The 26296-nt window shown below is 60.4% G+C and carries 28 protein-coding genes; 14 read left to right on the top strand and 14 right to left on the bottom strand.

The window, feature by feature from the left end:
* Nucleotides 1-14: 14 nt before the first annotated feature.
* The 4 genes from GA0061103_RS22105 to GA0061103_RS22090 are packed head-to-tail and all read right to left on the bottom strand — an operon-like array spanning nt 15 to nt 4879.
* Nucleotides 15-2303 (bottom strand): hybrid sensor histidine kinase/response regulator, encoded by a 2289-nt coding sequence (locus GA0061103_RS22105; RefSeq protein WP_092714980.1) that lies wholly within the window; start codon nt 2301-2303, stop codon nt 15-17.
* 55 nt (nt 2304-2358) lie between these two features.
* Nucleotides 2359-2877, bottom strand: coding sequence for a signal peptidase II (gene lspA / locus GA0061103_RS22100; protein ID WP_092714978.1), 519 nt, complete (start codon nt 2875-2877; stop codon nt 2359-2361).
* Nucleotides 2878-2903: 26 nt separating this feature from the next.
* Complete coding sequence (locus GA0061103_RS22095; protein ID WP_092714976.1) at nt 2904-3755, bottom strand: TrmH family RNA methyltransferase; 852 nt, start codon at nt 3753-3755, stop codon at nt 2904-2906.
* The gene (locus GA0061103_RS22090; RefSeq protein ID WP_208603556.1) at nt 3752-4879 is read right to left on the bottom strand and encodes a class I SAM-dependent methyltransferase; all 1128 of its coding nucleotides are present in this window, start codon (nt 4877-4879) and stop codon (nt 3752-3754) included. The genes GA0061103_RS22095 and GA0061103_RS22090 overlap by 4 nt, the downstream gene beginning before the upstream one ends.
* 115 nt (nt 4880-4994) lie before the next feature.
* Between GA0061103_RS22090 and GA0061103_RS22085 the strand changes: the two genes are divergently transcribed.
* Nucleotides 4995-5447, top strand: a complete 453-nt coding sequence (locus GA0061103_RS22085) for an SRPBCC family protein (RefSeq protein ID WP_092714973.1) — start codon at nt 4995-4997, stop codon at nt 5445-5447.
* A gap of 36 nt (nt 5448-5483) precedes the next feature.
* Nucleotides 5484-5942 carry a GNAT family N-acetyltransferase gene (locus GA0061103_RS22080; protein WP_092714971.1) on the top strand — a complete coding sequence of 153 codons (459 nt, stop codon included), beginning with the start codon at nt 5484-5486 and terminating at the stop codon, nt 5940-5942.
* On the opposite strand, the gene GA0061103_RS22075 is transcribed toward GA0061103_RS22080, so the two are convergent.
* The 3 genes from GA0061103_RS22075 to sppA all read right to left on the bottom strand — a co-directional run bounded on the left by GA0061103_RS22075 (nt 5934) and on the right by sppA (nt 7725).
* A complete protein-coding gene (locus GA0061103_RS22075; RefSeq protein ID WP_092714969.1) occupies nt 5934-6266 on the bottom strand; it encodes a LapA family protein in 333 nt (110 codons plus the stop codon). The two genes, GA0061103_RS22080 and GA0061103_RS22075, sit on opposite strands and share 9 nt — an antisense overlap.
* 167 nt (nt 6267-6433) lie before the next feature.
* Nucleotides 6434-6742: an integration host factor subunit beta gene (locus GA0061103_RS22070; protein ID WP_015338608.1), complete on the bottom strand. Its 309-nt coding sequence runs from the start codon at nt 6740-6742 to the stop codon at nt 6434-6436.
* A gap of 26 nt (nt 6743-6768) precedes the next feature.
* Complete coding sequence (gene sppA, locus GA0061103_RS22065; protein ID WP_092714967.1) at nt 6769-7725, bottom strand: signal peptide peptidase SppA; 957 nt, start codon at nt 7723-7725, stop codon at nt 6769-6771.
* Nucleotides 7726-8050: 325 nt separating this feature from the next.
* Here sppA and lptC point away from each other — a divergent pair, with 325 nt between their 5' ends.
* From lptC to ptsN, 6 genes are all read left to right on the top strand, one after another.
* Nucleotides 8051-8737: an LPS export ABC transporter periplasmic protein LptC gene (gene lptC / locus GA0061103_RS22060; RefSeq protein WP_092714965.1), complete on the top strand. Its 687-nt coding sequence runs from the start codon at nt 8051-8053 to the stop codon at nt 8735-8737.
* Nucleotides 8734-9387, top strand: coding sequence for an LptA/OstA family protein (locus tag GA0061103_RS22055; protein ID WP_092714963.1), 654 nt, complete (start codon nt 8734-8736; stop codon nt 9385-9387). Before lptC ends, GA0061103_RS22055 begins: the two co-directional genes overlap by 4 nt.
* A gap of 37 nt (nt 9388-9424) precedes the next feature.
* The gene (gene lptB, locus GA0061103_RS22050) at nt 9425-10213 is read left to right on the top strand and encodes an LPS export ABC transporter ATP-binding protein (protein ID WP_208409503.1); all 789 of its coding nucleotides are present in this window, start codon (nt 9425-9427) and stop codon (nt 10211-10213) included.
* Between the two features lie 195 nt (nt 10214-10408).
* Nucleotides 10409-11968 (top strand): RNA polymerase factor sigma-54, encoded by a 1560-nt coding sequence (rpoN, locus tag GA0061103_RS22045; protein WP_092714959.1) that lies wholly within the window; start codon nt 10409-10411, stop codon nt 11966-11968.
* A 250-nt stretch (nt 11969-12218) separates the two neighbouring features.
* Complete coding sequence (hpf, locus tag GA0061103_RS22040; RefSeq protein WP_092714957.1) at nt 12219-12794, top strand: ribosome hibernation-promoting factor, HPF/YfiA family; 576 nt, start codon at nt 12219-12221, stop codon at nt 12792-12794.
* An 88-nt stretch (nt 12795-12882) separates the two neighbouring features.
* On the top strand, nt 12883-13347 hold the full coding sequence (gene ptsN, locus GA0061103_RS22035; RefSeq protein ID WP_092714955.1) for a PTS IIA-like nitrogen regulatory protein PtsN: 465 nt from the start codon (nt 12883-12885) through the stop codon (nt 13345-13347).
* A 137-nt stretch (nt 13348-13484) separates the two neighbouring features.
* On the opposite strand, the gene grpE is transcribed toward ptsN, so the two are convergent.
* Nucleotides 13485-14126, bottom strand: coding sequence for a nucleotide exchange factor GrpE (gene grpE / locus GA0061103_RS22030; RefSeq protein WP_092714953.1), 642 nt, complete (start codon nt 14124-14126; stop codon nt 13485-13487).
* Between the two features lie 215 nt (nt 14127-14341).
* Between grpE and GA0061103_RS22025 the strand changes: the two genes are divergently transcribed.
* A complete protein-coding gene (locus tag GA0061103_RS22025; RefSeq protein WP_092714951.1) occupies nt 14342-14776 on the top strand; it encodes a GFA family protein in 435 nt (144 codons plus the stop codon).
* 24 nt (nt 14777-14800) lie between these two features.
* Here the strand turns inward: GA0061103_RS22025 and hrcA are convergent, their stop codons facing one another.
* Complete coding sequence (hrcA, locus tag GA0061103_RS22020) at nt 14801-15889, bottom strand: heat-inducible transcriptional repressor HrcA (RefSeq protein ID WP_092714949.1); 1089 nt, start codon at nt 15887-15889, stop codon at nt 14801-14803.
* Nucleotides 15890-16061: 172 nt separating this feature from the next.
* Here hrcA and rph point away from each other — a divergent pair, with 172 nt between their 5' ends.
* From rph to hemW, 4 genes are all read left to right on the top strand, one after another.
* A complete protein-coding gene (gene rph, locus GA0061103_RS22015) occupies nt 16062-16778 on the top strand; it encodes a ribonuclease PH (RefSeq protein WP_075855433.1) in 717 nt (238 codons plus the stop codon).
* A 200-nt stretch (nt 16779-16978) separates the two neighbouring features.
* The gene (locus tag GA0061103_RS22010; protein ID WP_092714948.1) at nt 16979-17395 is read left to right on the top strand and encodes a VOC family protein; all 417 of its coding nucleotides are present in this window, start codon (nt 16979-16981) and stop codon (nt 17393-17395) included.
* A gap of 11 nt (nt 17396-17406) precedes the next feature.
* Nucleotides 17407-18051, top strand: a complete 645-nt coding sequence (rdgB, locus tag GA0061103_RS22005; RefSeq protein ID WP_092714946.1) for an RdgB/HAM1 family non-canonical purine NTP pyrophosphatase — start codon at nt 17407-17409, stop codon at nt 18049-18051.
* 36 nt (nt 18052-18087) lie between these two features.
* Nucleotides 18088-19263, top strand: coding sequence for a radical SAM family heme chaperone HemW (hemW, locus tag GA0061103_RS22000; protein ID WP_092715197.1), 1176 nt, complete (start codon nt 18088-18090; stop codon nt 19261-19263).
* 104 nt (nt 19264-19367) lie between these two features.
* Here hemW and GA0061103_RS21995 read toward each other — a convergent pair whose 3' ends face one another.
* The gene (locus GA0061103_RS21995; RefSeq protein WP_092714944.1) at nt 19368-20291 is read right to left on the bottom strand and encodes a DMT family transporter; all 924 of its coding nucleotides are present in this window, start codon (nt 20289-20291) and stop codon (nt 19368-19370) included.
* Nucleotides 20292-20447: 156 nt separating this feature from the next.
* Here GA0061103_RS21995 and gcvA point away from each other — a divergent pair, with 156 nt between their 5' ends.
* Nucleotides 20448-21344: a transcriptional regulator GcvA gene (gene gcvA, locus GA0061103_RS21990; RefSeq protein ID WP_208603550.1), complete on the top strand. Its 897-nt coding sequence runs from the start codon at nt 20448-20450 to the stop codon at nt 21342-21344.
* Between the two features lie 124 nt (nt 21345-21468).
* Here gcvA and dnaA read toward each other — a convergent pair whose 3' ends face one another.
* The 4 genes from dnaA to mutM form a co-directional block, all read right to left on the bottom strand.
* Entirely contained in the window at nt 21469-23019 is a 1551-nt protein-coding gene (dnaA, locus tag GA0061103_RS21985; RefSeq protein ID WP_092714942.1) for a chromosomal replication initiator protein DnaA, read from the bottom strand.
* 874 nt (nt 23020-23893) lie between these two features.
* Nucleotides 23894-24169, bottom strand: a complete 276-nt coding sequence (gene rpsT / locus GA0061103_RS21980) for a 30S ribosomal protein S20 (protein WP_004108374.1) — start codon at nt 24167-24169, stop codon at nt 23894-23896.
* Nucleotides 24170-24362: 193 nt separating this feature from the next.
* On the bottom strand, nt 24363-25136 hold the full coding sequence (locus tag GA0061103_RS21975) for an enoyl-CoA hydratase (RefSeq protein ID WP_092714940.1): 774 nt from the start codon (nt 25134-25136) through the stop codon (nt 24363-24365).
* Between the two features lie 36 nt (nt 25137-25172).
* Nucleotides 25173-26063: a bifunctional DNA-formamidopyrimidine glycosylase/DNA-(apurinic or apyrimidinic site) lyase gene (mutM, locus tag GA0061103_RS21970; protein ID WP_092714938.1), complete on the bottom strand. Its 891-nt coding sequence runs from the start codon at nt 26061-26063 to the stop codon at nt 25173-25175.
* Nucleotides 26064-26296 lie beyond the last annotated feature (233 nt).

Genomic DNA, 26296 nt, shown 5'->3' with positions numbered 1-26296 from the left:
ATCACGGATAATTTCTAGGCGCGTTCGAAGACCGACCTCGACAGGCCGCGTAGCGCGGTCGTCAGCTTTTCGGGATCGACCGGCTTGACGATGACGGCATCAGCTCCGGCCAGCAATGCCTGACGACGGATCGAATCGCGGCTGTCTGCGGTGAGCACGATGATCGGAAGCGGCGGCAGGCCATGCCTGCGCTCATGAGCGCGCAATTGGGCAAGCACAGCCGCACCCGTACCACCCGGCATGTTGAAATCCGTCACCAGCACCTCCGGCCGCGCTTCGGCGTCTTCGGTGCGGGCTCGAAGGCCATCGAAATCCTCGACGAGGCGAACCCTGTGACCAGCCTTGGAGAGCATGGCCCGAACCAGCATCGCATTGACCGGATCATCTTCGCCGAGCAGAATATCGAGCGTGCGGTCTTCCTCCGCCTCAGGCGTCGTGATGCCGATCTCGGAAACGGCCTCGATCAAGGCTTCGCGCTTTTCCATGCCGCGCATGCGGCCTCTGAGCACATCGATCAGCGACTGTTCGCGCAGCGGCCGGATGAGCCAGGCGTCGAAAAGGTCGAGCGGATGGGTGTTGCGCTCCTCGGGATTGACCAGGAAGATCTTGCGCAGCCGAGGCACCGCAAGCGCATTTCCCTCGCTGAAGTACCAGGGTGCCATGCGATGGTCGACGATGAGATCCGTCCAGACCCCGCCCTCGCCCATCGGAAACGAAGGCAGCAGGTCGTCCATGTCGCCCGGGCCAATCAGCCGGCAATGGCCGCCAAGGGTCTGGATGGTTCGCATGATGGCCGTGCTTGCCGCCCCTTCGGGAGCCAGCAGCAGGATACGGGATCCCCTGAGCATGGTATTGCGCCGATCGTATCCTTCCTCCCCGGCACTCAGGCCGACCGGGAAGGAGATGACGAATTCGCTGCCCTTGCCGCGCTCGCTGGCAACGCTGAGCCCGCCGCCGAATTCGCGCAGGATGCGGGCGGAGATGGCAAGGCCAAGGCCGGTGCCGGCGCTTCTCTCCACCGTGGTACCGGCCTGCTCGAACTCGCCGAAGACGCGGGCCTGTTCTTCCTCGGTCATACCGGGACCACTATCGCGCACCGATATCGTCAAATCCCGGCCGTTGAGGTCGACGCTGACAAGAACACCGCCGGTCTGGGTGAACTTCACCGCATTGCCGATGACGTTGAACAGGATCTGGCGCAAACGGGCAGGATCGAATTCCATGCTCTCGGGAACATCGGCCGCAACGCTCGCGGCAATTTCGATGCCCTTCTCATGGGCTCGATGCGCGAGCATCTCGATGACGCCTTCCAGCAGCGGCCGCAAAGGCTCCGTGCGCGGATGCAACTGGAAGCGACCGACTTCGATCGTGGAGAAATCGAGGAGATCTTCGACCAGCTGCACCAGCGCGTGACCCGATTGGCGAATGCCGGTCAGGTAATTTGCCTGCTCCAGGGTCAATGGCGTCTGGGCAAGCAGATGGTTCATGCCGAGAATGCCCGACAGCGGCGTGCGGATCTCGTGGCTGACTGTGGCGAGCAGCCGTGATTTGGCGGCACTGTTGTATTCGGCTTTCAGCCGCGCGTCTTCGCGCAGGCGGGCCGTCTGTCGCTCCTCCGTCACGTCGCGCGCGATGCTCTGTATGCATAATTGCCCGGTCGTCGCATCGCGGAACATGACATCGTGCCAGGCGAAGATGCGCCGGCCCTCGGGCGTTGCAATTTCCGCATCCTGATGCTTCGCATCGGTGACGGCACGGAATACGAGGCCAGCCTCTTCCAGCGTCAGGCCCTCGGGGTGCGACCTGCCGGTCAATCTGCTGAAGGTAGCGTTGGCGTGCAGAATCCGGCGGTCGATGCTGCGCGTGACCGCGATGTCCCCGAGCGCATCGTGGACCGTGGCAAGGAGGCTAGTGCTTTCCTTGTGCTCCCATAGGCGATCGTGATCGCTCTCGCTGAAATCGGCGGCGGCAACCTCGGGCTCGCGGGCGGCGTTTCGGGCTTCGACAATGCCGACGGCTGCGAACGTAAGGGCTGCGAGGCCAAGAAAGCCTACAAGCACCAATGGACCTCCGGCAAAGCCGATCGCAAGAAAGGCGCCCCCCGCCGCAAGACCGCCGCCATTCAGCCAATGGCTTTGCAGCCACCAAGCTTGCGCAGGCAGCGCCGAGTGCTGGCTTGCCTCACGCGGCGCGGTCGATTTTGCAAGCAACGACTCGTCGGCGGCCGGCCCTTCGATCGGTCCCGTTTGGTCGTGAACTGCCGCCGCGGCAAGCTTTTCCTGCAAATCTGCCAGAGTGCTCATGCAGTCTGGCTAACATGGGCATTCTTCCTGATGCCTTCAGGGATTCGCTAGAATTTTAAGCTTTTGCCTTTTTCGGCATCAGAAGCTCGTCGAGAATGACGCAGCCCGCCCCGACCGTGATGAAACTGTCGGCAAGATTGAAAACGGCGAAAGACCATGTCTGCGTATGGAACAGGATATAATCGATCACGTGACCATAGAGGAAGCGGTCGAGCAGATTGCCGAGCGCGCCGGCAATGATGAGGGCAAAGCCCGTATGAGCAAGCCAGCGATGATCGGGCGTGCGCCGCCAGAGCCACAGCACGAAGGCGACGATAACGAGGCGCATCCCGACGATGAACCAGCCGTCCATGCCAGAGAGCATCGAGAAGGCGACCCCGAGATTGTAGGTGCGATAGAGCGCCAGCATCGGGATGACAGGCACCATTTCCTGCAGCGGCAACCAGTGATCGACCATGATCTTGATGGCCTGATCGAGAACAACGGCGACCACGATGAAAATCAGGATGGGCAGGGGCCGTGAAAACAGGGCTGGCTTTGCAGTCGGCTGTTCGTGGGTCTCGCTTTCGGTCATCTGGTCTCGCTAGATAAGTGTCAGAATCAGGTGAGTGTCAGGATATGGCGGCGGGCTTCGAACAGCATGACTGCCGTCGCAACCGCCAGATTGAGGCTATCGGCACGGCCGGCCTGCGGGATGCGGGCAAGCGCGTCGGCCTCTTTTGCCAGAGCATCCGGCAGGCCGGATTGCTCGTTGCCCATCAGGATGACGACGGGCTTCTTCTTGTAATCGATGGTGCGGTAATCGACGGCGCCGGCCAGATGGGTGGCGACGACGGCAACACCAGCCGTCTTCTTCCAGGCCAGAAACTCCTCCGGCGTCGCCTTGACGACCGGAACGGCAAAGACCGAGCCCATGGTGGCACGCACGGTTTCCAGCGAAAACGGATCCGTCGTCTCGCCGACGAGGATAACGCCGGAAGCGCCGGCCGCATCGGCGGTGCGGATGATGGTGCCGAGATTGCCGGGATCGCGCACGCGGTCGAGCGCCACCCAGGTTTCGCCTGCCTTCGGCCTGACGTCCCGAAGCGGCCGCCAGCGCTGCTCGAAGACTCCGACCACCATTTGAGGGTTGTCGCGACGGGTAATCGAGCCGATGACCTTTTCGCTGACCTCGAGCACCAGCCCGCCGGCGGCGACCGTCTTTGCGGCCACCTGCTCGACGAGCGGCTTGCCCTTGGCGGCCTTGGCGTAAACGAGCGTGCGGATCGTCCAGCCGAGTTCCAGCGCATCGATGACGAGCTTCAGCCCTTCGGCCAGGAAGGCGCCGCTTTCCTCGCGGGACTTCTTGACGGTCAGCGCCTTGATGTCCTTGACGATCGGATTGGCAAGCGAGGTGACCTCCTTGACCTGTCCGACCTTGCGCGGGCCGTCATTGCGGAAATCCTGGTTCATTTCGGCACCCAGCGGCTGAAGAGAGAAGTGGAAAGCGCCCTGCCCGGCGTGCGGCCATCAAGGCCAGCTTCGCGGATGACCAGTTCGCCGGATTCGACCACGCCGCCGGCGCCGCGCATGGTCTCGCGCATCAGCTCATGGATCGAGTAGAAGCTGGCGCGGATGGAATAGGCCGTGAGCACCAGGCCGAGCGCCTTCGGCGACAGGATCTCGCGGCAGATATCGAGCATCAGCGGCAGGTGCTCGAAAAGATGCCAGACCTCGCCATTCGGGCCGCGGCCGAACTTCGGCGGGTCGGTCAGGATAATATCGTATTTGCTGCCACGCCGCTCTTCGCGCAGGATGAACTTCATGGCATCCTCGCAGATCCAGCGGATCGGCAGCTTTTCCATGCGGCCCAGCGCCTGGTTTTCGCGTGCCCAGCCGATCGCCTTCTTGGAGGCATCTACATGGGTCACTTCTGCGCCGGCAGCCGCGGCGACGAGCGACGCCACACCGGTATAGCCGAAGAGGTTCAGGACCTTCAGCGGCCGTTTCGCCGCCTCGACCTGCTCCTTCATCCAGGCCCAATGCACGATCTGCTCCGGGAAGACGCCGACATGGCGAAACGCAGTGAAGCGGCCGAGAAAATCGACGCCGAGCAATTGCAGCGGCCAGGTCTCGCCAAGCGCTTCGCGCGGAAAGCGCCAGCGGCCCATGCCGTCCTCGTCCGTATCGCCGGTAAAGACGGCATCGGCATTGTCCCAGATATGCGCGGCAAGCGACGGCGGCCACAGCGCCTGTGCCTCAGGCCGAACGATGCGGTAGGGACCGTATTGTTCGAGCTTCAGGCCATTACCGCTGTCGATCAGGTGAAAATCGCCGGCGCCGAGCGACTCGAGGATCACGGGCACGCGCTCGGCCGGCCGCTCGCCGGTGCGGGCGATCAGCGGGCGTTCGGGCGCGGAGGCAGCAGATACTGCGGCACGCGGCTCGGCAACGCGCTCGCTATGATCGCGCGAAGGCTTGGCTGGCCTTGAGGCATGCGCAGGCTTTGCCGGCGACTTGCCGGGCATATCACGCCGGGGTTTTGCCCCTGGACCGCTCGCAGCCTTCTGGCCGGGCCGGCTTTCCCTATGTTTCACCATGCTTGTCTCAAAATTGATATGTGCGTGCAAATAGCATCTGGCCGCCACTTGGCAAAGCGCTTTCCGATCTGCGATGATCCATGCACAAAATGTCACATTGGGAGGATTGCGCATGGACATGACCGGTGAGGAGCGGATCGCAGCACCCAGAGATGCCGTTTGGGCCGCGCTGAACAATTCCGAAATCCTCAAGCAATGCATTCCCGGCTGCCAGAGCCTCGACTGGGTCTCCCCGACGGAGCTGACGGCAACCGTAAAGCTGAAGATCGGCCCCGTTTCGGCTTCCTTCAATGGCGAGGTCAAGCTTTCCAACATCAATGCGCCGGAAAGCTATACGATCTCGGGCGAAGGAAAGGGCGGCATTGCCGGCTTTGCCAAGGGCGGCGCGGATGTCGTGCTGAAGGAAGACGGCAACGAGACGATCCTGCAATATGAGGCAAAGGCGCAGGTCGGTGGCAAGATCGCGCAGCTCGGCTCCCGCCTGGTCGATTCCAGCGCCAAGAAGCTGGCTCAGCAGTTTTTTGCCGATTTCACCACTGCCATCAACGGCCAGGCGAGCGCCTGATTGTCAGCGGAATATTTCGGCCCCATATAGTCGATCATGACATCGACATTCGAGATCTGGGCCATCCGGCCTGCACGCGAACAGGACATGCAGCAGCTTGCGGAGATCTACCTCCACGTCCGTCGCGAAACATTCCTATGGGTCGATCCCGGCCATTTCGCCCTCGAGGATTTCGCCATTCATACCAATGGCGAACGCTTGTTCGTCTGCGAGGACGGGCATGGCGAGATTGTCGGCTTTGCCGCGATCTGGGAGCCGGATGACTTTGTCCATATGCTTTATGTTCTGCCGGCCTTCCAGGGACGCGGCGTCGGCAAGGCACTGCTTACCGGCCTGCCGGAATGGCCTCAGCGTCGCTACCGGCTGAAATGCCTGGTCAAAAACATCCGCGCCATGGCCTTCTATAGGAGGCTCGGCTTCGAGATCATCGGCGATGGCGCCTCGCCGGAGGGTGACTATAAAGAGATGCGGCTCGCCGACCTCTCCTCACTTTGACGGCAGCTGCCCGGCGATCTCTTCGGCGCGCGTGCGATGCTTATCGGCCTCGGCCTGCCAGCGCACCGCTTCCCGCGACTGATTGCGGGCACGTTTGCGATGCTTTCCCTGAGCAAACCAGGTGACGGCGGCACCGACGATCATGCCGAGGATCAGGGCGACAAACAGCAAAACGAACAGCGGCGCACTCAGCGACAGCACCTGATCTTCCGGCCGGAATGGATTGAGGGCCAATGTCACGGCTTGCCTGTTGGCGACGCAGAATATGATGAGGATGATGCCGAGCGGCAGCAATATCAGCAGATTGACGATCTTCTTGGCCATTGCGCAGCTCCTTTGTCCGCAGCCATGGATGCCTCGCACCCAAGCCGCCATCAGCCGCAGAATAGAAAAGAGGCGGCTGAATTCAAGTGCCACCGCGTCGCGGCACAATCATGTCCGATAACTATTTCCGTCGGCGCATTTGGGGAAACTCGGCCGGAATGGCCCGATCAGTTGTCGTCTTCCTCGTCGTCGCCGGCGCCCGGATTCAGGCGCTCGCGCAATTCCTTGCCCGTCTTGAAGAAGGGAACCCATTTTTCTTCGACGAAGACCGTATCGCCCGTGCGCGGGTTGCGACCAGAGCGCGAAGGCCGGTTCTTGACGGAAAACGCGCCAAAGCCGCGAAGCTCAACCCGGTTTCCCGCGGCGAGCGCATCGGTGATCTCATCCAGGACTGCATTGACGATATTTTCGACGTCGCGGTGATAGAGATGCGGGTTGCGGGCGGCAACAATCTGCACCAGTTCCGACTTGATCACAGCTATCCCCTTAAATCATTGATTTATCAATTGGCTGCACCCTGCCAAACAGAAAGCAGGCCGTCAAGAAACAACTTATCGGTCATGATTTTCTGGAGACTCTCTCCTTTAATAAAATCATCATAACCGAGACGATTTAGCAACCAGGAAGCGGCACCCGGCCAAAAGAAGGATGAAGTTTTGTCTTCCCGCTTCCAATCAACGATCGGCAGGTCCTTCTTGACCTTGCGCGTTTCGAGATAAGCGAGGATTTCGTCCTCGCCGCCGAGCGTGTCGATCAGCTTGTTCTGAAGCGCCTGGCGGCCGGTGAAGATGCTGCCGTCGGCAAGCTTCAGCACCTCGTCGCGCGGCAGCTTGCGGCGATCCGCCACCAGATCGACGAACCAGCCATAGCTATCCATGACCATGTTGCGGATCATGTTCTTGGCGTCTTCGCTTGCCGGATGGAAGGGCGAAGGCTCAGCCTTCAGCGGCGCCGACTTGATCTCGTCGAGGGACACGCCGACCTTGTCGAGCAGATCCTTGACTTGCGGATACTGGAAGATGACGCCGATCGACCCGGTGATCGAGGTATCACCTGCGACGATATCGTCGCCGGCTGTCGCGATCATGTAGCCGGCAGAGGCGGCGACGGTGCGGATGTCCGATACGACCGGCTTTTTGGCGGCGACGGCGCGGATCGCCTTGAAGATGCGCTCGCCGCCATAGGTCGTTCCGCCCGTCGACGAGATCGAGACGATCAGCGCTTTGACCTGGTCGTTGTCGCGGATCTTCTTCAGCCGCTCCAGGAGTTCCGTATCATCCTGAATGAGCCCGGAGATGGTGACGCGGGCGATTTGCGGACCACGCGTATCCGGCAGGTCGGCGGAAACAAAACGGTAAAGCGCGAAACCCAGTGCCACGAGGAGCAAAACGGCAACAATGCGCCAGAAACCAAGTTTGCGGCGCAATTGTCGCCGATCCGCGATTGCAGAACTGTCCATCACGCCTTATTTCTCCCTGCAACAAATTGAAAGCGCTACAAACCGGATGTATGACACCTTGAAACGGGCACAATCCTTAGAGAAAAGCGTTTCCCGTTTTCGATGTCGTCGGCGGGACGTCGCTCTGCTGGTTCATGAGATAGGACATCGCCCAACCTGATGAAACCGGCTTATGGCATATTTTTCTGCTAAATTTCGCCCACCGCAGAAAAAAATCCATATTGGCAAGCCAGTGCAATAATGCGAAACGATCCGATAGGCTTTTTGGCACAGCCTCGCATAGCGTGAATGCGGTTCTTCGGATCATAAAAGACGGACCTGTTGCATGCTCAATACGATCGAGTCCCCCGGCGAGACAATACGCTCGGTGCCGGAACGGAGCGCGTATAAAGACGCGATTTTCCACTCTAACCGCGTAAAGCGGCTCAGGGTGCTGCTGCCGCTTGCCGCCATCATCATCTCGCTCCTCTTTATTGTCGTCTCCGTCATCCGCGCCTATCTGCCGGCAGACATCCAGATCGAGGGCGCCAAGATCGAGGACGGCAAGGTCGTCATGGAACGCCCCGCCATTGCCGGCCGCAACAAGGACGGCATCAACTACTCGCTGCTTGCCGAAAAGGCGCTTCAGGATATCAAGAACCCCAACATGATCACGCTCAAGACCATCAAGGCATCGATGCCGGTCAATACCGACGTGATCGCCCACGTGACGGCCCAGAGCGCGGACTTCGATCGCCAAGCCGACACGCTGAAATTGACCGAGCCCTTCACCATCATTATGGACAATGGTCTGCACGCCGAATTCAAGACCGCCTTCCTTGATGTGAAGAAGGGTGACCTTTCCAGCCAGGACGAGGTTGCCATCACCCGAGGTGGTATGTCGGTTGTTGCGCGTTCGCTCAAGATGACGGATAAGGGTAGCGTAATCGAATTCGACGGGCAGGTTCGGATGAACATCGAACCTGCCGCTCTCCATAATTCAGATAGCCAACAGAAGCCGGGCGGTTCATGATAAAGTATTGGCCTAATTCAATTTTCAATTCCGGCTTGCGCAAGGCCGGCCTTCTCTGTGCTTTTGGCGCAGTCGCCTTCTTTGCAGCCGCGGATGCTGGTGCGCAGTCGACGACCAGCTCAATGCCGGGTCTTGCCCTCTCCAAGGATCAGCCGATCCAGATCGAAAGCGACAAGCTCGAGATCCACGACCAGGAGAGCCAGGCCGTCTTCACCGGCAACGTCAAGGTGGTCCAAGGCACCACGACCATGCAGGCCGGCAAGATGACGGTCTTCTACAAGAAGAAGCAGGCAGGGGATGCCAAGCAGCCCGACAATCCGGTCGCCAAGGCTGCCAAGGAGCAGAACCAGTCGCTCGTGTCGGGCGATGCCAACATCGACCACATTCTGGTCACCGACAAGGTTTACCTCGTTTCCGGAACGCAGACGGCGACGGCGGAGGACGGCTCCTTCGACATGGCCAACCAGCTTGCGATCCTCAAGGGCAAGAAAGTGGTTCTGACCGACGGACCGAATGTTTTCACGGGCTGCCAGCTCACCGTGCATATGGCGACGGGTGAAGCGCAGCTGGATTCCTGTGGCGGCCGCGTCCAGATTCAGCTCGATCCGAAGTCGCAGCAAGTGCAGCAGCAACAACAAAAGAAAAACTGATACTGGCCCCCTCGTGACGACATCGACCACTTCCACTTTGCCCGGCGTGCCCGGGCCGTCTTCTGCGGCATCCAGCGCACCGGCCGCGGATAAGGCACGCTATAAGGGCACGCTGATCGCCCGTGGCCTCACCAAGACCTACCGGACGCGACGTGTCGTCAACGGTGTTTCGCTGGTGGTGCGCCGCGGCGAGGCAGTCGGACTGCTCGGGCCGAACGGCGCCGGCAAGACGACGTGCTTCTACATGATCACCGGGCTGGTGCCGGTCGATGAAGGCACGATCGAGATCGACGGCAACAATGTTACCTCGATGCCGATGTATCGCCGCGCACGGCTCGGTGTCGGCTACCTGCCGCAGGAAGCCTCGATCTTCCGCGGCCTGACCGTCGAAGAAAACATCCGCGCCGTGCTCGAAGTCCACGAAAGGGACAAGACGAAGCGGGAGCGCAAGATCGACGAATTGCTGGAGGAATTCCACATTCGCAATCTGCGTAGCGTGCCGGCGATCGCACTCTCGGGCGGCGAACGGCGGCGCCTGGAAATCGCCCGCGCACTGGCGACCGACCCGACCTTCATGCTGCTCGACGAGCCTTTTGCCGGTGTCGACCCGATTTCGGTCGCGGACATTCAGAACCTCGTGCATCACCTGACGGCGCGCGGCATCGGCGTGTTGATCACGGACCACAATGTGCGCGAAACACTGGGCCTGATCGACCGTGCCTATATCATTCATGCGGGCGAAGTCCTGACCCACGGCAGGGCGAACGATATCGTCAGCAATCCTGAAGTACGCAAGCTGTATCTGGGTGACAATTTCAGCCTCTGATAGGCTGAAATCCCATCCTCTCATCCGCCAATATTAGCGGATGCTACCGCGTGCCGGAAATTTACTTCGGCATCACAGTTCCGCTTGACCAAATCCAATAAAAAAGCAATTTTTGGGCCAGTTGGAATTTCGCGAGAATTTTAGTGAAAAGAGGCGCGGATTCCCGAGGAGTTCAAGGGGAGTCCCGCGTCCGCCATGGCACTATCGGCCAATCTTTTCCTGCGCCAAAGCCAGAGCCTGGTGATGACACCGCAACTGATGCAATCCATCCAGTTGCTGCAGATGACCCATTTCGAGCTCACGCAGTTCATCGCGCAGGAAGTCGAAAAGAATCCGCTGCTGGAATTTGCGTCAAATGACGAGGATATAGGCAGCGGTGGCGATCGCGAGACCAAGGACGAGCGCTTCGAGACCATGGAAGAAGCCCATGGCGAGGATGGCTCCGAACGCAATGCCGGCGATCTTGCGAGCGACTGGTACGAGAGCGATAATACCGGCAACGCCAACCGGCTGAGCGACGAGCTCGACACCAACTTCAGCGACGTCTTTCCCGATGACGGCAACCCGCAGCGCGCCGATGCGCCGGAGCTGCTCAGCCAGTGGAAGTCCATGCCTGGCGGTGAGGCCGGCGAAGGCTACGATCTGGACGATTTCGTCGCAGGCCAGGTGTCGCTGCGCGATCATCTTAACGAACAGATCCCCTTCTCGCTTCCGGCCATGGGCGACCGGCTGATTGCCCAGCATCTCGTCGATCAGCTCGATGACTGTGGCTATCTGCGCGGCGAGCTCGGTGAGACGGCCGAACGCCTCGGTGCGACGCTTGCCGACGTCGAGCGTGTGCTGGAGGCTCTGCAGCAACTCGATCCGCCCGGCGTCTTTGCCCGTTCCCTCAGCGAATGCCTGGCAATCCAGCTCCGGCAGAAGGATCGCTTCGATCCCGCCATGGAGCGGTTGATAGAAAATCTCGAACTGTTGGCACGCCGCGATTTCGCCACGCTGAAGCGGCTCTGCGGCGTCGATGAGGAAGACCTGCTCGACATGATGGCGGAGATCCGCCAACTCAACCCCAAGCCCGGCAGCGGTTTCGAAACCGACATATCGGAGGCCATCATGCCCGATATCGTCGTGCGTCCCTCCGCGGACGGGAGCTGGCTGGTGGAGCTTAATCCCGATGCGCTGCCGCGGGTATTGGTGAGCCAGTCCTATTTCGCCTCCGTCTCCAAGACCAGCCAGGACCATGCCTTCCTGTCGGAATGCCTGCAGAATGCCAACTGGCTGACCCGCAGCCTGGACCAGCGCGCCAAGACGATCATGAAGGTGGCAAGCGAGATCGTGCGGCAACAGGACGCGTTCCTGCTGCATGGTGTCGACCATTTGCGGCCACTCAACCTGAAAACCGTGGCGGACGCCATCAAGATGCATGAATCGACGGTCAGCCGCGTGACCTCGAACAAGTACATGCTGACGCCGCGCGGGCTATTCGAACTCAAATATTTTTTCACGGTTTCGATCGGCGCCGTCGAGGGCGGCGACAGTCATTCGGCGGAGGCCGTGCGCCACAAGATCCGACTGCTGATCTCGAACGAGAGCCCGGATGCGGTCCTCTCCGACGACGATATCGTCGATACTCTGAAGAAGGGCGGCATAGAGCTTGCTCGCCGCACGGTTGCAAAGTACCGCGAAGCCATGAATATCCCCTCCTCCGTGCAACGGCGCCGGGAGAAGCGGGCTCTAGCCAAAGTTTCTGGTTTCTGACGGCCGACGTCCTTCAACCACAGGATGCTAAACCCCTAACGGTCCGTTAAGATGCAGTTGACTTTCGTATGAGGCAGGGCTAGAAGCCCGCCGCAATCGCTGCAGGACAGCACGCCCATGAAACTTATCCCCACCATCCAAAAGGCGGTCGATATACGCAATTTGCCTTTGACTGCGTGAAGTGCTTGGATGAGCTTGAGGCTTGGCGTAAACTGATACGCGCAATAACCACTACAAGAAGGGAAACTCCATGAGTGTGCGTGTCTCCGGTAAACATATGGAAATTGGTGACTCCTTCCGTCAGCGGATCGAGGACCAGATCGGTATGGCCGTGACCAAATACTTCGACGGGGGGTATTCGGGTCAGGTAACTGTGCACAAGTCCAGTTCGCGCTTTGCGGCCGATTGCAAGCTTCACCTCGACAGCGGTGTCGTGTTGCATGCTGCCGGCGAAGCCATGGACCCGCAACTTGCTTTCGACGCTGCGTCCGAGCGCATCGAAAAGCGCCTGCGTCGTTACAAGCGCAAACTCAAGGACCATCAGGCGGGCAACCATGTGAACGGGCAGGCGGAAGTCGCCTATACCGTCATGGACGGCGTTCCCGATGATGACGAAGAGATCCCTGCCGATTTCGCACCTGTCATCGTCGCAGAGAGCACGAAACAACTGAAGACCATGTCGGTTGCGACTGCCGTGATGGCACTCGACATGACCGACGAGCCGCTGCTGCTCTTCCGCAGCCCAGGCAACGAACACTTGAACATCGTCTACCGCCGTCAGGACGGCAACATTGGCTGGATCGACGCAGCCAATATCAAAGGCTGAGAATAGAAGATAAGCGGCGGCTGCGCATCATCGCAGCTGGCCGCCGCTTGCCCGTCATCGGTTCTCGGCGACACGAAGGATAAAGAGAATGGCATTGGCAGATTTGCTACAGCAAGATGCGATCATCCCCGCCTTGAAGGCAAATTCCAAAAAACAACTGCTTCAGGAGCTGGCCGCCAAAGCCTCCAAGCTCACCGGACTGCCCGAGCGCGAAATCTTCGACGTCGTGCTGCAGCGCGAGCGCCTCGGCTCCACCGGCGTCGGCAACGGCATCGCCATTCCGCACGGCAAGCTTGCCAGCATCAAGTCCATCGCCGGCATTTTCGCGCGCCTTGAAGCGCCTGTCGATTTCGAGGCACTGGACGATCAGCCCGTCGATCTCGTCTTCCTTCTGCTCGCGCCGGAAGGCGCCGGCGCGGACCACCTGAAGGCGCTTTCGCGCATCGCCCGCGTTCTGCGGGACCAGGATCTCGTCGCGAAGCTCCGCGCCACCGAATCCTCCTCCGCCATCTACGCCTTCCTCAATGAGGAGCAGGCATCCAACGCTGCCTAAAGCGCGTCGTAGCAAAACCGCTGCAGATTTTTGCGCGACATGCTTTGACGGACTGGATTACATCGGACCAAGGCAAAAATAAGAGCCGGATGATCTGAAAATCATCCGGCTCTTTTCTTTTGCGAGTGCCTTGAAAATCAGGCGTCTTTTTCGTCCAGCGGGCTGTTGGCGCCCTGCTCGGCATTTTCCACGATCTTCGGGCCACCTTTGGCGACGCCGACCATGGCCGGACGCAGAACGCGGTCGCCGATGACGAAGCCTGCCTGGACGACCTGGACGACCGTGTTGTTCGGCACCTCGGGATTGGGCACTTCGAACATGGCCTGATGGAAATTGGGATCGAACTTCTGTCCGATCGGCTCGAGCTGGCGCACGCCGTGACGCTCGAGAGCCGACAGCATGGAACGCTCGGTCATCTCGACGCCTTCGATCAGCGTCTTCAGGCCGGCATCGCCGCCAGCGCGGGATTCAGCCGGAATGGCGTCCAGCGTGCGGCGCAGATTGTCCGCCACCGAGAGCATGTCGCGGGCGAAGCTTGCCACGGAATAGGACTTTGCATCCTTCACGTCGCGCTCGGTGCGGCGACGGAGGTTGTCCATCTCGGCAGCGAGGCGAAGGTAGCGATCGCGCAGTTCGCCGTTCTCGGCCTTCAGCAGCTCAACCGGATCTGGCTGAGACGGCTCGGCTGCATCAACGGTTTCCGCTGCATCCTGCGCGAAATCCGCTGACGTATCAGCCGCCGTGGCGTCAGGTCCGGTTTTTGTTGTTTCGTCGGTCATGACGGTCTCCGAATTGCTTGGTCTTTGGATGTGCCCGATATCGAGGTTTGGCCGGAAAAAATCAAGGCTTTGTCGAGAAGAACAGCCAATTCCCAGCATTAGGGCGGCAGCGATATGCCCGGCTGCTCCCGGCTACGGTTCGAGACGTCGACTATTCAGCCCTCCTTCCCGGTGATATTCTGAAATGCATCTCAGCACAGCGTGGGGTGACATCAATGTCTAATGGCAAATCCCTTTCAGGCAAGTGTTTCTGTGGCGCAGTGGAAATTGCAGTCAACGGCGAGCCCATGGCGATGGGCTACTGTCATTGCGACTCCTGCCGGGAATGGTCGGCAGGGCCGGTCAATGCCTTCTCGCTCTGGCCGCCGGAAGCCGTCCACATCACCAAGGGCGCGGACAAGATCGGCAGCTATCAGAAAACCGAAAAGAGCGTGCGCAAGTGGTGCACGGTCTGCGGTGGCCATCTTCTGACCGAGCATCCGCCCTGGGGCGTCACCGACGTCTATGCCGCGGTCCTTCCCGGCCTCGATTTTCAGCCTGTCGTGCATGTCAATTACGAGACGACGGTGCTGCACCTGAAGGACGGGCTGCCGAAACAGAAGGATTTTCCGGCCGAGATGGGCGGATCGGGAACCTTGCTTCCCGATTGACCGCAGCCGTCAGATTCCCGCTCGTCAAATACCGGGCCGCGTCAGCCGCGAAATCAGCTGCGCGGTATAATCGACCATGGGCACGATGCGGGCATAGTTCAGCCGCGTCGGGCCGATGACGCCGACGGCACCGACGATGCGATCGTCCTCGTCGCGATAGGGCGCGACGATGAGCGAGGAGCCGGACAGCGAGAAAAGCTTGTTCTCCGAGCCGATGAAGATGCGCACGCCCGGCCCGCTCTCGGCGAGGTTGAGGATCTCGATCAGGCTGTCCTTTTTCTCCAGATCGTCGAAAAGCAGGCGCAGACGATCCAGATCCTCGGCGCCGCCTATCTCGGCGAGCAGGTTGGAGTGGCCGCGCACGATCAGCTGCGTCGGTTTGCCGTCGTCGTCCCCGCCGGACCAGACGGCAATGCCGCGCTCGACCAGCTGATGGGACAGGCTGTCCAGCTCCTGGCGCACATTTTCCTTGAGGCTCTGCAACTGCCGCCGCAATTCCGGCATCGTCTGCCCGGTCATGTGGGCATTGAGAAAATTGGCGGCTTCCATGAGCTGCGACGAGGTCGTGCCGGCCGGCAGCTCGATGATGCGGTTTTCGACCTGATCATGATCGCCGACGAGCACGGCAAGCGCCTTGGTCGGTTCCAGACGAATGAATTCCACGTGCTTCAGCACCGGATCGCTCTTGGAAGTGATGACGAGGCCGGCGCCGCGCGAAATGCCCGAGAGCACGCGGCTTGCCTCCGACATCATCGATTCCATCGGCTGGTCGCGATTGCTGCCGCGCACCTGCCGGTCAATATTGGCCCGATCCTCGGCAGAGAGATCGCCGACCTGCATGAAGGCATCGACGAAAAAGCGCAGACCCACCTGGGTCGGCAAGCGCCCGGCGCTCACATGTGGCGAATAGATCAGCCCGAGTTCTTCCAGATCGCTCATGACATTGCGCACCGAGGCCGGTGACAAGGACATGGGCAGCAACCGTGAGATATTGCGCGAACCAAGGGGCTCGCCAGTTTCAAGATAGCCTTCGACGATGCGTCGGAAAATCTCCTTGGAGCGTTCGTCCAGTGCAGCAATGACATCCGAGACCGACGATGTCGTGAATACCATTTCGCTGTCAGATCCATTCCGTTGAGCCTTAGCCAAAATATAATCATTCGGTTAGCAATGGCAAAAGGGAAAAATGTCACCGCTGCCGCCGAGCGGCTTTGTGGCCTGCTTTTCCTTTGCAAAAGCGGCCTGTGGGTCGTAGAAGCGGTCAACGAACTTTCAGGAGAGTGGAATGCGGCCTTCAGGCAGAAAAACCGACCAGATGCGCAAGGTATCGTTCGAGCGCAATTTTTCCAAGCACGCGGAAGGCTCCTGCCTGGTGAAGTTCGGCGATACACATGTGCTCTGCACGGCAAGCCTGGAAGACAAGACGCCGCCATGGCTGCGCAACAGCGGCAAGGGCTGGGTGACGGCCGAATACGGCATGTTGCCGCGCGCGACCGGCGAGCGCATGAAGCGTGAAGCTGCCGCCGGCAAGCAGGGCGGCCGCACGCAGGAAATCCAGCGCCTCATCGGCCGCTCGCTGCGCGCCGTCGTCGACCTCAAGGAATTGGGCGAACGCCAGATCACCGTCGACTGCGACGTCATCCAGGCCGATGGTGGCACGCGCACGGCCTCAATCACCGGTGGCTGGATCGCGCTTTATGACTGCCTGAAGTGGATGGAAAGCCGCAACATGGTGAAGGTCGAGCGCGTCCTGAAGGATCACATCGCCGCCATCTCCTGCGGCATCTTCGCCAACCAGCCGGTCATCGATCTCGACTATCTTGAGGACTCCTCCGCCGAAACTGACGCCAATTTCGTCATGACGGGCAAGGGCGGCATCGTCGAGATCCAGGGCACGGCTGAGGGCGCACCCTTCAGCGAAGAGGAATTCGCCACGCTGATGCACCTTGCCAAGAACGGCATTGCCGAACTGGTGGAGCTGCAGAAGCAGGCCATCGCCTGAGGATATTAACCAATGCGGAGCGTGCAGCCTGCCTCCCATCCGGCCTATCGGCCACCTTCTCCCCGTCGAGACGGGGGAGAAGGGGCAAGGCGCACCTTCTGTTATCCCTCTTCACTATGCTGGAACCGGAGGACGATCGATATCGAGGTCGTCCCCTCTCCCCGCCTGCGGGGAGAGGGTTAAGGTGAGGGGCTAATCCATTGACCAATGCGACACTCGCAGGCGTCCTAGAAACCGCACTCTATGCGGACGATCTCGATGCGGCTGAGGCCTTCTATGGCGGCATTCTCGGGCTGCAGAAGATTTCGCGTGGCGGCAACCGCCACGTCTTCTATCGCTGCGGGCCGGGCGTTCTCCTGATCTTCAACAGCGAGGAAACGGTCAAGCCGCACGAACCAGGCGCCCTGCCCGTGCCGCCACATGGCACCAAAGGACACGGTCACGTCTGCTTCCGGCTTGACAATGACGATATCGAGGCCATGGCACAGAAGCTGAAGGCTGCCGGCGTCGATATCGAAGCCGACTTTCACTGGCCGAATGGCGGCCGATCGATCTATTTCCGCGATCCGGCCGGCAACAGCCTGGAATGCGCCGAACCCCGCATCTGGGGCCTTTGACAGGACAGCATATGCGCAAGCTCGATACCAAGACCATCGTCGTCGCCAGCCACAATGCCGGCAAGATCCAGGAAATTCGCGATCTGATCGGCCCGCTCGGCTTTACGGCCAAGTCCGCAGCCGATCTCAACTTCATCGAACCGGACGAGACGGGCACGACTTTCGAGGAAAATGCGACGATCAAGGCGCTTGCCTCCGCCAATGCCTCCGGCCTGCCGGCGCTTTCTGACGATTCCGGCCTGGTCATCGATGCACTCGGCGGCGATCCCGGCGTCTATACGGCCAATTGGGCGGAGACGGCTAACGGCACGCGCGATTTCGCGATGGCGATGCAGAAGGTCGAGACCGCCCTGGAGAAGGCTGGCGCCACGTCGCCGGAGAACCGCACGGCACGCTTCGTCAGCGTACTCTGCCTTGCCTGGCCGGATGGACATACGGAGCTTTTCCGCGGCGAAGTGGAAGGCGCGGTCGTCTGGCCGCCGCGCGGCACCCAGGGTTTCGGCTACGATCCGGTCTTCCAGCCCAAGGGATACGAGACGACATTCGGCGAAATGAGCGCCGAACAGAAGCATGGGTGGAAGCCCGGCGACGAGCAGGCGCTTTCGCATCGCGCCCGCGCCTTCAAGACCTTTGTCGAAACCTGCCTGGAGGCGTAAGCTAACTCTGTGGAAATCTTGGATACCGAGGACCTGATGCGCAGTGCGCAATTGCTGCCCGATACCGGCGAACCTGGTTTCGGCGTCTACGTGCATTGGCCTTTCTGCGCGGCCAAGTGTCCTTATTGCGATTTCAACAGCCATGTCCGCCATCAACCTGTCGACCAAGAGCGTTTCGCTGCCGCCTTTCTGAAGGAAATGGCGACGATGCGGATGATCAGCGGCCCGAAGACGGTGACGAGCGTCTTCCTCGGCGGCGGCACGCCTTCGCTGATGAAGCCGGAAACCGTCGGCGCGGTGCTCGATGGTATTGCCAGGACATGGCATGTGCCTGATGGCATCGAGATCACCATGGAAGCCAATCCGTCCAGCGTCGAAGCCGAACGCTTTCGTGGCTATCGTGCCGCCGGCGTCAATCGTGTGTCGATGGGCGTGCAGGCGCTGAACGACCGCGATCTGAAGTTCCTCGGCCGGCTGCATAATGTCGAGGATGCGCTGAAGGCGATCAGGCTGGCGCGCGAGATTTTTCCGCGCATGTCCTTCGACCTGATCTATGCCCGCCCGAACCAGACCGTCGAGGAATGGGAGCGCGAGCTGAAGGAGGCGATTTCCTACGCGGTCGATCATCTCTCGCTCTATCAGCTGACGATCGAGGAAGGCACGCCGTTCTACGGCCTGCACAAGGCTGGCAAGCTGATCGTGCCCGACGGCGATCAATCGGCTCTGCTTTATGAAGCGACGCAGGAGATCACCGAGCGCGAGGGCATGCCAGCCTATGAGGTTTCCAATCACGCGCGTCCCGGCGCCGAGAGCCGGCACAACCTCACCTATTGGCGCTATGGCGACTATGCCGGCATTGGCCCCGGCGCCCATGGCCGTTTGACCCGTGGGCCGCAGAAGCTTGCGACCGCGACCGAGCGCAAGCCGGAAAGCTGGCTCGAGATGGTCGAGCGCGACGGCCACGGCATGATTGATCAGGAAATGCTCGGCTTCGACGAACAGGCCGACGAATTGCTGCTGATGGGCCTGCGGCTTCGCGAAGGCGTCGATCTCGCCCGCTGGCAACAGCTTTCCGGCCGCGATCCCGATCCGCAGCGCGAAGCCTTTTTACTGGAACACGGTTTCATAGAGCGGATCGGCAATTCCCGCCTGCGCTGTACGCCGGCGGGAATGCTGGTTCTCGATTCAGTGGTCGCCGATCTCGCTTGTTAACACCTCCCCCTCGAGGGGGGAGGTCGCCGTGAAGCGGCGGGTGGGGGTGATCCCCGAAGATCAATCGAGGCTTCAGTGTTTACCCAGATCACCCCGCCCCGGCACTACGTGCCGACCCTCCCCTTCAAGGGGAGGGTAAGTAAGCGTCCATCGATGGCGGCGAGGCCGACGGCGATCAGCGCCATGCCGATGAAATGCTTCGGCTGCAGGCTTTCGCCGAGAATGAGCGCGCCGAGCAGGATCGCGCTGACGGGGATCAGGAAGGTCACCAGCATCAGATTGGTGGCGCCGGCCGTTGCGAGGATGCGGAAGAACAGCACATAGGCAATGGCGGTCGACAGGATGGCCAGGCCCACCAGCGCCAGCCAGGCTTCGTTCGAGGGCATCGTCAGCGTCCATGGGCGATCGACGAAGAGTGCGATCGGCAGCAGCAGGATGGCCGAGCCGGTGACCTGGCCGGCGGCGGGAATGATCGGCGCCAACCCCATGCGGCGGAAACGGCGGCCGAATATGCCGGCCAGCGAATAGCTGAAGGCGGCACCCAGCACGGCAAGCTGTGCCAGCACGTTGGAACCGAGGCTTGCGAGCACCGACGGGCCGATCATCAGGGCCACGCCGACAAAGCCGACGATGACGCCGATCAGGCGATTGCCGCTCATCTTCTCATCCTCCGTCAGGAAATGCGCAACGACGACGGCGAAGAGCGGCGTCGTGGCGTTGAGGATCGAGGCAAGTCCGCTCGCGATATGGGTCTGTCCCCAGACGATCAGCAGGAACGGGATGACATTGTTGAGGAAGCCCATGGCGAAGAAGGCGAGCCAGGTCTTGCCGTCTTTCGGCATGGAATGTCCGGTTGCGCGCACGATGACATGAAGGGCAATGGCAGCGAGCACGACACGTGCGGTGACGATGGTAAAGGGTGGGAGTTCGCGCACCAGGATGCCATTGAACAGGAAGGAGCCACCCCAAAGAATGGACAGCCCCACCAGCATGCCCCACTCGACCGCGCCCATGGATTTCTGTGACATGAGACTATCCCCAGCATTTTTCTGATTGAGTTCTACTTACTGATGGAACGGCTTGAGATCATTGCCATCAATCAGAATTATTGCAATAATCTCGCTATACCAAGGCTCTGGCAAACGAGTCTTTTTCGAATCATGATTTAGTTGAACTCAATCATCATGGATCAACTGCCATCCCTTTCCGCGCTGCGCGCCTTCGAAGCTTCCGCCCGGCATCTCAGCATGACGCTGGCTGCAAACGAGCTGCATGTGACGCCGGGTGCCATCAGTCTGCAGATCCGCGACCTCGAAGCCTCGCTTGGCGTGCGCCTTTTCGAGCGGCGAGCCCGCAGCCTGGCGCTGACGAGTGAGGGGGCTGAATATTTCGCGACGATGCGAACGGCCTTCCGCCTCATTCGCGAGGCGACGGCGGCGCTTGTCATGCGCGCCAGGGATACGATGCTGACGCTGACCTGCACCGCCGGCTTTGCCACGCACTGGCTGGTGCCGCGGCTTCGGCGCTTCGAGGAGGCCCATCCTGATATCGATCTGCGCATCAGCGCCTCCTATCGCATGATGGATTTCCAGCGGGATGGGATCGACATCGCCATTCGCCACGGCCTGGGTGGCTACGAGGGGCTGGCAAGCGAGAGATTTCTCGATGACGAATATGTGCCGGTGTGCACGCCGGACATGGCAACGGCATTAGGTCCGTCTCCCGCGGTCGACGACCTGGCGGGTCTGACACTGATCCACGATGTCTATCGACGCGACTGGGAGCTTTGGCTGAAGGCCGTCGGGGCAACGCGGGTGGATGCCATGCACGGGCCGGTCTTCACCGACGGTATGGGCGCCTATCACGCCATGAAGGCAAGTCTTGGCATCGCGCTGATGCGCCGCTCCTTCGTGGAGCAGGAACTGGCTGAAGGCACGCTCGTGGCGCCCTTCCCGACCGGATTTGCGAGCGCGCTTGCCTATCACCTCGTCTATCAGCCGGGTGCACTGGAAAGACCGGCGATCGCAGCGCTGCGTGCCTGGCTGTTTTCGGAAGTATCCCGAACAACGCCGCCGGCCTAGATCAGCATCGGTTTTCAGAGATGACGGCGACGCCTCCGCCAGAGAGAGCCGGCACGTGCACTCAAAAGAAACGGCCGGCGATCAAGCCGGCCGTAAACTATGTGGTGAATGCCGATCGCTCGGCCTATTCGTTGATCAGACGCTTCAACAGCTCGATCTCGTGCGACAGCTTGCTGTCGCCGGAGATCAGTTCCTCGATCTTGCGCACGGCGTGCAGAACCGTGGTATGATCGCGTCCGCCGAAGCGACGGCCGATTTCCGGGAAGGAGCGCGGCGTCAGCGTCTTCGACAGGTACATGGCGATCTGACGCGGCTTGACGATGACGCGCGTGCGGCGGTTCGAGACCAGCTCCTGGCGCGAGACATTGTAGTGCCGTGCGACGATGCGCTGGATGTCCTCGATACGGACACGACGCGGCTCGCCGGAGCCGACCAGATGCGCCAGCAGCTCGTCGACGCGCTCGACCGTCAGGTTCGGCTCGAAAGAGCGGCGGAAGATGAGCTGGTTGAAGGCTCCTTCCAGCTCGCGGCCGCTGGCCGTCACGTTGCGGGCGACATGCGAGAGGATCTCCGCCGGAATTTCCAGCGACGGATCATCCTGACGGGCCGCATCGAGGCGACGCTTGAGGATCTCGAGGCGCATTTCATAGTCCGGCGCCTCGACTTCGATCGCCACGCCACCCTGCAGCCGCGAACGAACACGCGGGTCGAGCGATTCCAACTCCCAGGGAGCGCGATCGGCAGCGACGACGACCTGCTTGGCGCTGTCGAGCAGCATGTTCAGCAGGTGGCAGAATTCGTGCTGGATCATCTTGCCCTGCAGGAACTGCATGTCGTCGATGATGAGCAGGTCGATGTTACGGAGCGAGTCCTTCAGCGTCAGTGCGTCATTGTCGCGGATCGCGGTTGCGAAGCGCCACATGAAGTATTCCGCCGTCAGATAGACGACACGCAGGCCGCGCGGGTTCTGCACCGCTGCATTGGCGATCGCCTGCAGCAGATGCGTCTTGCCGAGGCCGACCGTCGCATGGACGAAGAGCGGGTTGAAACGCACAGCGCCGGAGCCGGCTTCGGCGATGGTCTTCGCCGCTGCCAAGCTGACACGGTTCGAGCTGCCTTCGACGAAAGTATCGAAGGTGAAGCGGGAATCGAGCGGAGAGCCGAACAGCGGTGCACCTGCCGTTGCAGGCCGTGCAGCCGCAGCCGCACTCACGGCCTGGGCAACGGCCTGGCCCGCCGGCTGGGCGACGGCGCGACGGATCGGTGCGACAGCCGCTTGATCGGGCACCGCCGGCTGCTCATCGGCGCATGGCTTCGCGCCTTGCCGGGTCGCGGTGCGCACCAGAATTTCGACTTTGAGGATCTCGGCATCCTCAGCCTGATACAGGCTGGTGATCAGATCGAGATAGCGATTGTTGATCCAGGACTTCAGAAAAGTCGTCGGGACCGTGAGACGAACAACGCTCTTCGATACCGAATGAAGCTTGAGCCGCGCAAACCAGCTGGCATAGACATCGGGTCCGACCTGAGCCTTCAAGCGCGCGCTGACGCGCTCGAACAAATTACTTTGCGCCACGTCACCCTTTTCCCCCGCCGCTTCTAAGCAAACCGCACCGAACGCCTGCGCATTGTCCCCATTTTCCAACGCACCCGTCGTCCTCGTATGTATCTGCATATAGTGCCGCCTTCCACAGTCTCTTTATAGGGCGAGAGCACTTCACTGCCGCCCTTGGTTCTTCGCCATGGCATGACGATCGCGCTCGTTGTCCCAAGCTGCGCCGCATACCGGTTCATCAGCCACGCCCGGCCAGCGGGCTTTACAGAAACACTGTGGCGAAAACCGCTCTTTAAAGCTGTCTCCGTCTCGGCGTCTGTAACCGGAGCATCAATCGGCCCTCGTATTCCGATTGAATGCCCCGACGGCTGTCAATTTTTCTCCCCTCCCCGCAGCCGCGCCAATTAAAATTGGGCTGCAAAGGACAGACAAGTTTCCTCGTTCCGCAAACGCTGCCGCTTGCGGTTTTTACTCGTCAACTGTTTGAAAACACGGAACTGAACTGCTCCGTTACAAGAGACAAAACCACCCACGCCGCCCTAAGTGACGGTGTTTGCCGAAGCTGTTTAAGGTGATATCCGCGCCCCTTGTTGAAATCCATTTAGGCAGGATCGAGGGCAGATATCAACGATGAATTTTACACAAAATTAAGAGGCAGCCATTGACTCGGGAGGCCATTTTTGACTGTCACAAGCCCTTCAAAAAAGAATCGCTGTTGAATCAAAGAGATTCCTGTCGAACGCGATTCTCACAGCTTTCAAAAGAAAAAAAATAAAAAATCCCTTGACTCAGTTGTGAGCCGGCAATGCGTCATGCAGATCACCAAGCGCTGGGATATCCTGCCGCAAGCCTTTGTTTCCAAAGGTATATTTCTGTCACGTCAATGACATGATCGGCCGGCCATTTTTGGCAATGCGGCATTTTTTTGGCCGAATCCAAAAAGCCCGGCGCGAGGGCCGGGCTTAACTCTAACGATTAAATCGTTAACGAAAGATTATGCAGTCGGGGCCGAAAGAGCCTTCACACGCTTGGCAAGACGCGAAACCTTGCGGGAAGCGGTGTTGGCGTGAAGCACGCCCTTGGTGGCTGCGCGAGCCAGTTCCGGCTGGGCAGCAACGAAAGCTGCCTTTGCGCGATCTGCATCACCCGATGCGATGGCTTCTTCGACCTGGCGAACGAACGTGCGAACGCGCGAGCGACGAGCCTTGTTGACATCGGTGCGGCGGGCGATCTTGCGGGTCGCTTTTTTCGCCGAAGTAGTATTGGCCATGTATGCCTCTCTTAGAATTCGAACAAAACTCCATCGTTGCAGCGCGGGCCCTGCGGCCACTTCATCCAGCAATGCGGGAGCAATTGCGGAAAACCAGAGCGGCTTTCCAAACTGTGGCGGGCATATAACCGGAATGAGCCGCGGCGTCAACGCGGATTCTCGCCAAACCCGCGTAATTCCTGAATCCAGGCCCTTAGCGGTTCTTGAAGGACGGCTTACGCTTCTCGACGAAGGCCGCCATGCCTTCCTTCTGGTCCTCTGTGGCGAACAGGCTATGGAACAGACGGCGCTCGAAACGCAGTCCCTCCTCGAGCGTGGTTTCGAAAGCGCGGTTGACCGCTTCCTTGGCCATCAGCACCGAGGGCCGCGATAGCGATGCGATCTTGGCGGCGGCAGCCAGCGCTTCGTCCAAGAGCTTGTCCGTCGGCACGACACGCGCCACCAGGCCCGAACGCTCCGCCTCTGCCGCATCCATCATCCGGCCGGTCAACACCAGATCCATCGCCTTCGCCTTGCCGACCGCGCGCGTGAGGCGCTGCGAACCGCCCATGCCCGGGATCACGCCGAGCGTGATTTCCGGCTGGCCGAATTTGGCGGTCTCCGAGGCGATGATGAAATCGCACATCATCGCCACCTCGCAGCCGCCGCCGAGCGCGAAGCCGCTGACCGCCGCAATAACAGGCTTGCGGGCATTGGCGATCTCGGCCCAGCCGCTGAAGAAGTCATTCTTATAAGCGTCGACGAAATCGAGCGCCTGCATTTCCTTGATATCGGCGCCGGCGGCAAAGGCCTTTTCCGAGCCGGTGAGCACGATCGCGCCGATGGCATCATCGAGATGAAAAGCAGCATAGGCCTGCTTCAGCTCAGAGAGGACCGTTGAATTCAGCGCATTCAGCGCCTGCGGTCGATTGATACGGACGAGGCCGACGGCCCCATGTGTTTCGACGATGAGGGTCTCGTAAGCCATTTGTCTCTCTCCCTTCAATCAGTTCTTGTCTTTCAATCAACTCTGGCAGGCGGCGCAATAGAAAGAAGAGCGCCCTGCCTGAACGATGCGGCTGACCGTACCGCCGCAACCGGGCGTACCACAAGGCTGGCTTTCGCGATCGTAGACGGAAAAGGAATGCTGGAAATAGCCGAGCGAACCATCGGTCTGGATATGATCGCGCAGCGACGAGCCGCCAGCAGCGATGGCATCGGCGATGACGGCACGGATGGCGTCGACCAGTGCCAGCAGCGCGCCCGTCGGCCCGCCGGCATCCGCAACAAGCGTGCCGGCGGCGCGTAGCGGCGACAGGTGCGAGCGCCACAGCGCCTCGCACACATATATATTGCCGAGACCGGCGATGTTCTTCTGGTCCAGCAGCGCACTCTTCAGCGGCTGCGCCTTGCCGGCGAAGCGCCTGGCAAGATAATCGGCATCGAGTTCGTTGCCCGTCGGTTCCGGGCCGAGGTCTCGGAAGAAGGGATGGCCGGCCATGTCGGCCCGCTTGACAACATCCATGAAGCCGAAGCGGCGCGGGTCATTATAGATGACGCGCGCATCGCCGCTTCCGCCTGTCAGATGGAAGACGACGTGATCGTGCTTCTCATCCTTCGAGCGAGGATGGTGGAACTCGCCAGGCATTTGCGCCTTCTGACCGGCTTCAACCCTGAACGAACCGGACATGCCGAGATGCGCAATGATCGTCTTGCCGTCATCGAGATCGATCAGCAGGTATTTGGCACGGCGCGACAGCGACGTGATGCCGCGGCCCGAAACGGCCTGCGCGAAATCGGCGGGGAAAGGAAAGCGCAGATCGTTGCGGCGCAGCTCCAATTCCCTGAGAACGGCACCTTCCATGGAAGGCGCCAGCCCGCGTCTGACGGTTTCGACCTCTGGTAATTCCGGCATGGCTATCCATCTTTATGTTTCAACCGTTTACGATCTGAGCTATAGCCCAAGGCAACGTGGCTGGTGATCTGGCTGATGAGATAGCGTGGCAAACGCGATTTCGCTATGGTCCGCCGCTGAATACTGCATAATTCCTTAGACCGGAATCGATTTAAGGAGAGAATTATGCAGCGAGTTTAAAGTGTTACATCGACCTTTGCGCGCCATAAATGACGCGCGGCGCTGTAATGTAA

Origin of the sequence: Martinezella multihospitum, assembly GCF_900094585.1 — a bacterium.
GTDB lineage: Bacteria > Pseudomonadota > Alphaproteobacteria > Rhizobiales > Rhizobiaceae > Rhizobium > Rhizobium multihospitium.
The sequence above is the reverse complement of the archived record's forward strand: the minus strand, read 5'-3'. Positions and strand labels throughout refer to the sequence as shown.

Coding starts and splice junctions, on each gene's coding strand:
- rdgB (WP_092714946.1), top strand. CDS start 17,407: ATGCGCAAGCTCGATACCAAGACCATCGTCGTCGCCAGCCACAATGCC.
- GA0061103_RS22025 (WP_092714951.1), top strand. CDS start 14,342: ATGTCTAATGGCAAATCCCTTTCAGGCAAGTGTTTCTGTGGCGCAGTG.
- rpsT (WP_004108374.1), bottom strand. CDS start 24,169: ATGGCCAATACTACTTCGGCGAAAAAAGCGACCCGCAAGATCGCCCGC.
- hemW (WP_092715197.1), top strand. CDS start 18,088: ATGCGCAGTGCGCAATTGCTGCCCGATACCGGCGAACCTGGTTTCGGC.
- GA0061103_RS21995 (WP_092714944.1), bottom strand. CDS start 20,291: ATGTCACAGAAATCCATGGGCGCGGTCGAGTGGGGCATGCTGGTGGGG.
- dnaA (WP_092714942.1), bottom strand. CDS start 23,019: ATGCAGATACATACGAGGACGACGGGTGCGTTGGAAAATGGGGACAAT.
- GA0061103_RS22075 (WP_092714969.1), bottom strand. CDS start 6,266: ATGGCCAAGAAGATCGTCAATCTGCTGATATTGCTGCCGCTCGGCATC.
- hrcA (WP_092714949.1), bottom strand. CDS start 15,889: ATGGTATTCACGACATCGTCGGTCTCGGATGTCATTGCTGCACTGGAC.
- rph (WP_075855433.1), top strand. CDS start 16,062: ATGCGGCCTTCAGGCAGAAAAACCGACCAGATGCGCAAGGTATCGTTC.
- lptC (WP_092714965.1), top strand. CDS start 8,051: ATGCTCAATACGATCGAGTCCCCCGGCGAGACAATACGCTCGGTGCCG.
- mutM (WP_092714938.1), bottom strand. CDS start 26,063: ATGCCGGAATTACCAGAGGTCGAAACCGTCAGACGCGGGCTGGCGCCT.
- gcvA (WP_208603550.1), top strand. CDS start 20,448: ATGGATCAACTGCCATCCCTTTCCGCGCTGCGCGCCTTCGAAGCTTCC.
- hpf (WP_092714957.1), top strand. CDS start 12,219: ATGAGTGTGCGTGTCTCCGGTAAACATATGGAAATTGGTGACTCCTTC.
- lspA (WP_092714978.1), bottom strand. CDS start 2,877: ATGACCGAAAGCGAGACCCACGAACAGCCGACTGCAAAGCCAGCCCTG.
- GA0061103_RS21975 (WP_092714940.1), bottom strand. CDS start 25,136: ATGGCTTACGAGACCCTCATCGTCGAAACACATGGGGCCGTCGGCCTC.
- GA0061103_RS22085 (WP_092714973.1), top strand. CDS start 4,995: ATGGACATGACCGGTGAGGAGCGGATCGCAGCACCCAGAGATGCCGTT.
- GA0061103_RS22080 (WP_092714971.1), top strand. CDS start 5,484: ATGACATCGACATTCGAGATCTGGGCCATCCGGCCTGCACGCGAACAG.
- GA0061103_RS22105 (WP_092714980.1), bottom strand. CDS start 2,303: ATGAGCACTCTGGCAGATTTGCAGGAAAAGCTTGCCGCGGCGGCAGTT.
- GA0061103_RS22055 (WP_092714963.1), top strand. CDS start 8,734: ATGATAAAGTATTGGCCTAATTCAATTTTCAATTCCGGCTTGCGCAAG.
- sppA (WP_092714967.1), bottom strand. CDS start 7,725: ATGGACAGTTCTGCAATCGCGGATCGGCGACAATTGCGCCGCAAACTT.
- GA0061103_RS22095 (WP_092714976.1), bottom strand. CDS start 3,755: ATGAACCAGGATTTCCGCAATGACGGCCCGCGCAAGGTCGGACAGGTC.
- rpoN (WP_092714959.1), top strand. CDS start 10,409: ATGGCACTATCGGCCAATCTTTTCCTGCGCCAAAGCCAGAGCCTGGTG.
- grpE (WP_092714953.1), bottom strand. CDS start 14,126: ATGACCGACGAAACAACAAAAACCGGACCTGACGCCACGGCGGCTGAT.
- ptsN (WP_092714955.1), top strand. CDS start 12,883: ATGGCATTGGCAGATTTGCTACAGCAAGATGCGATCATCCCCGCCTTG.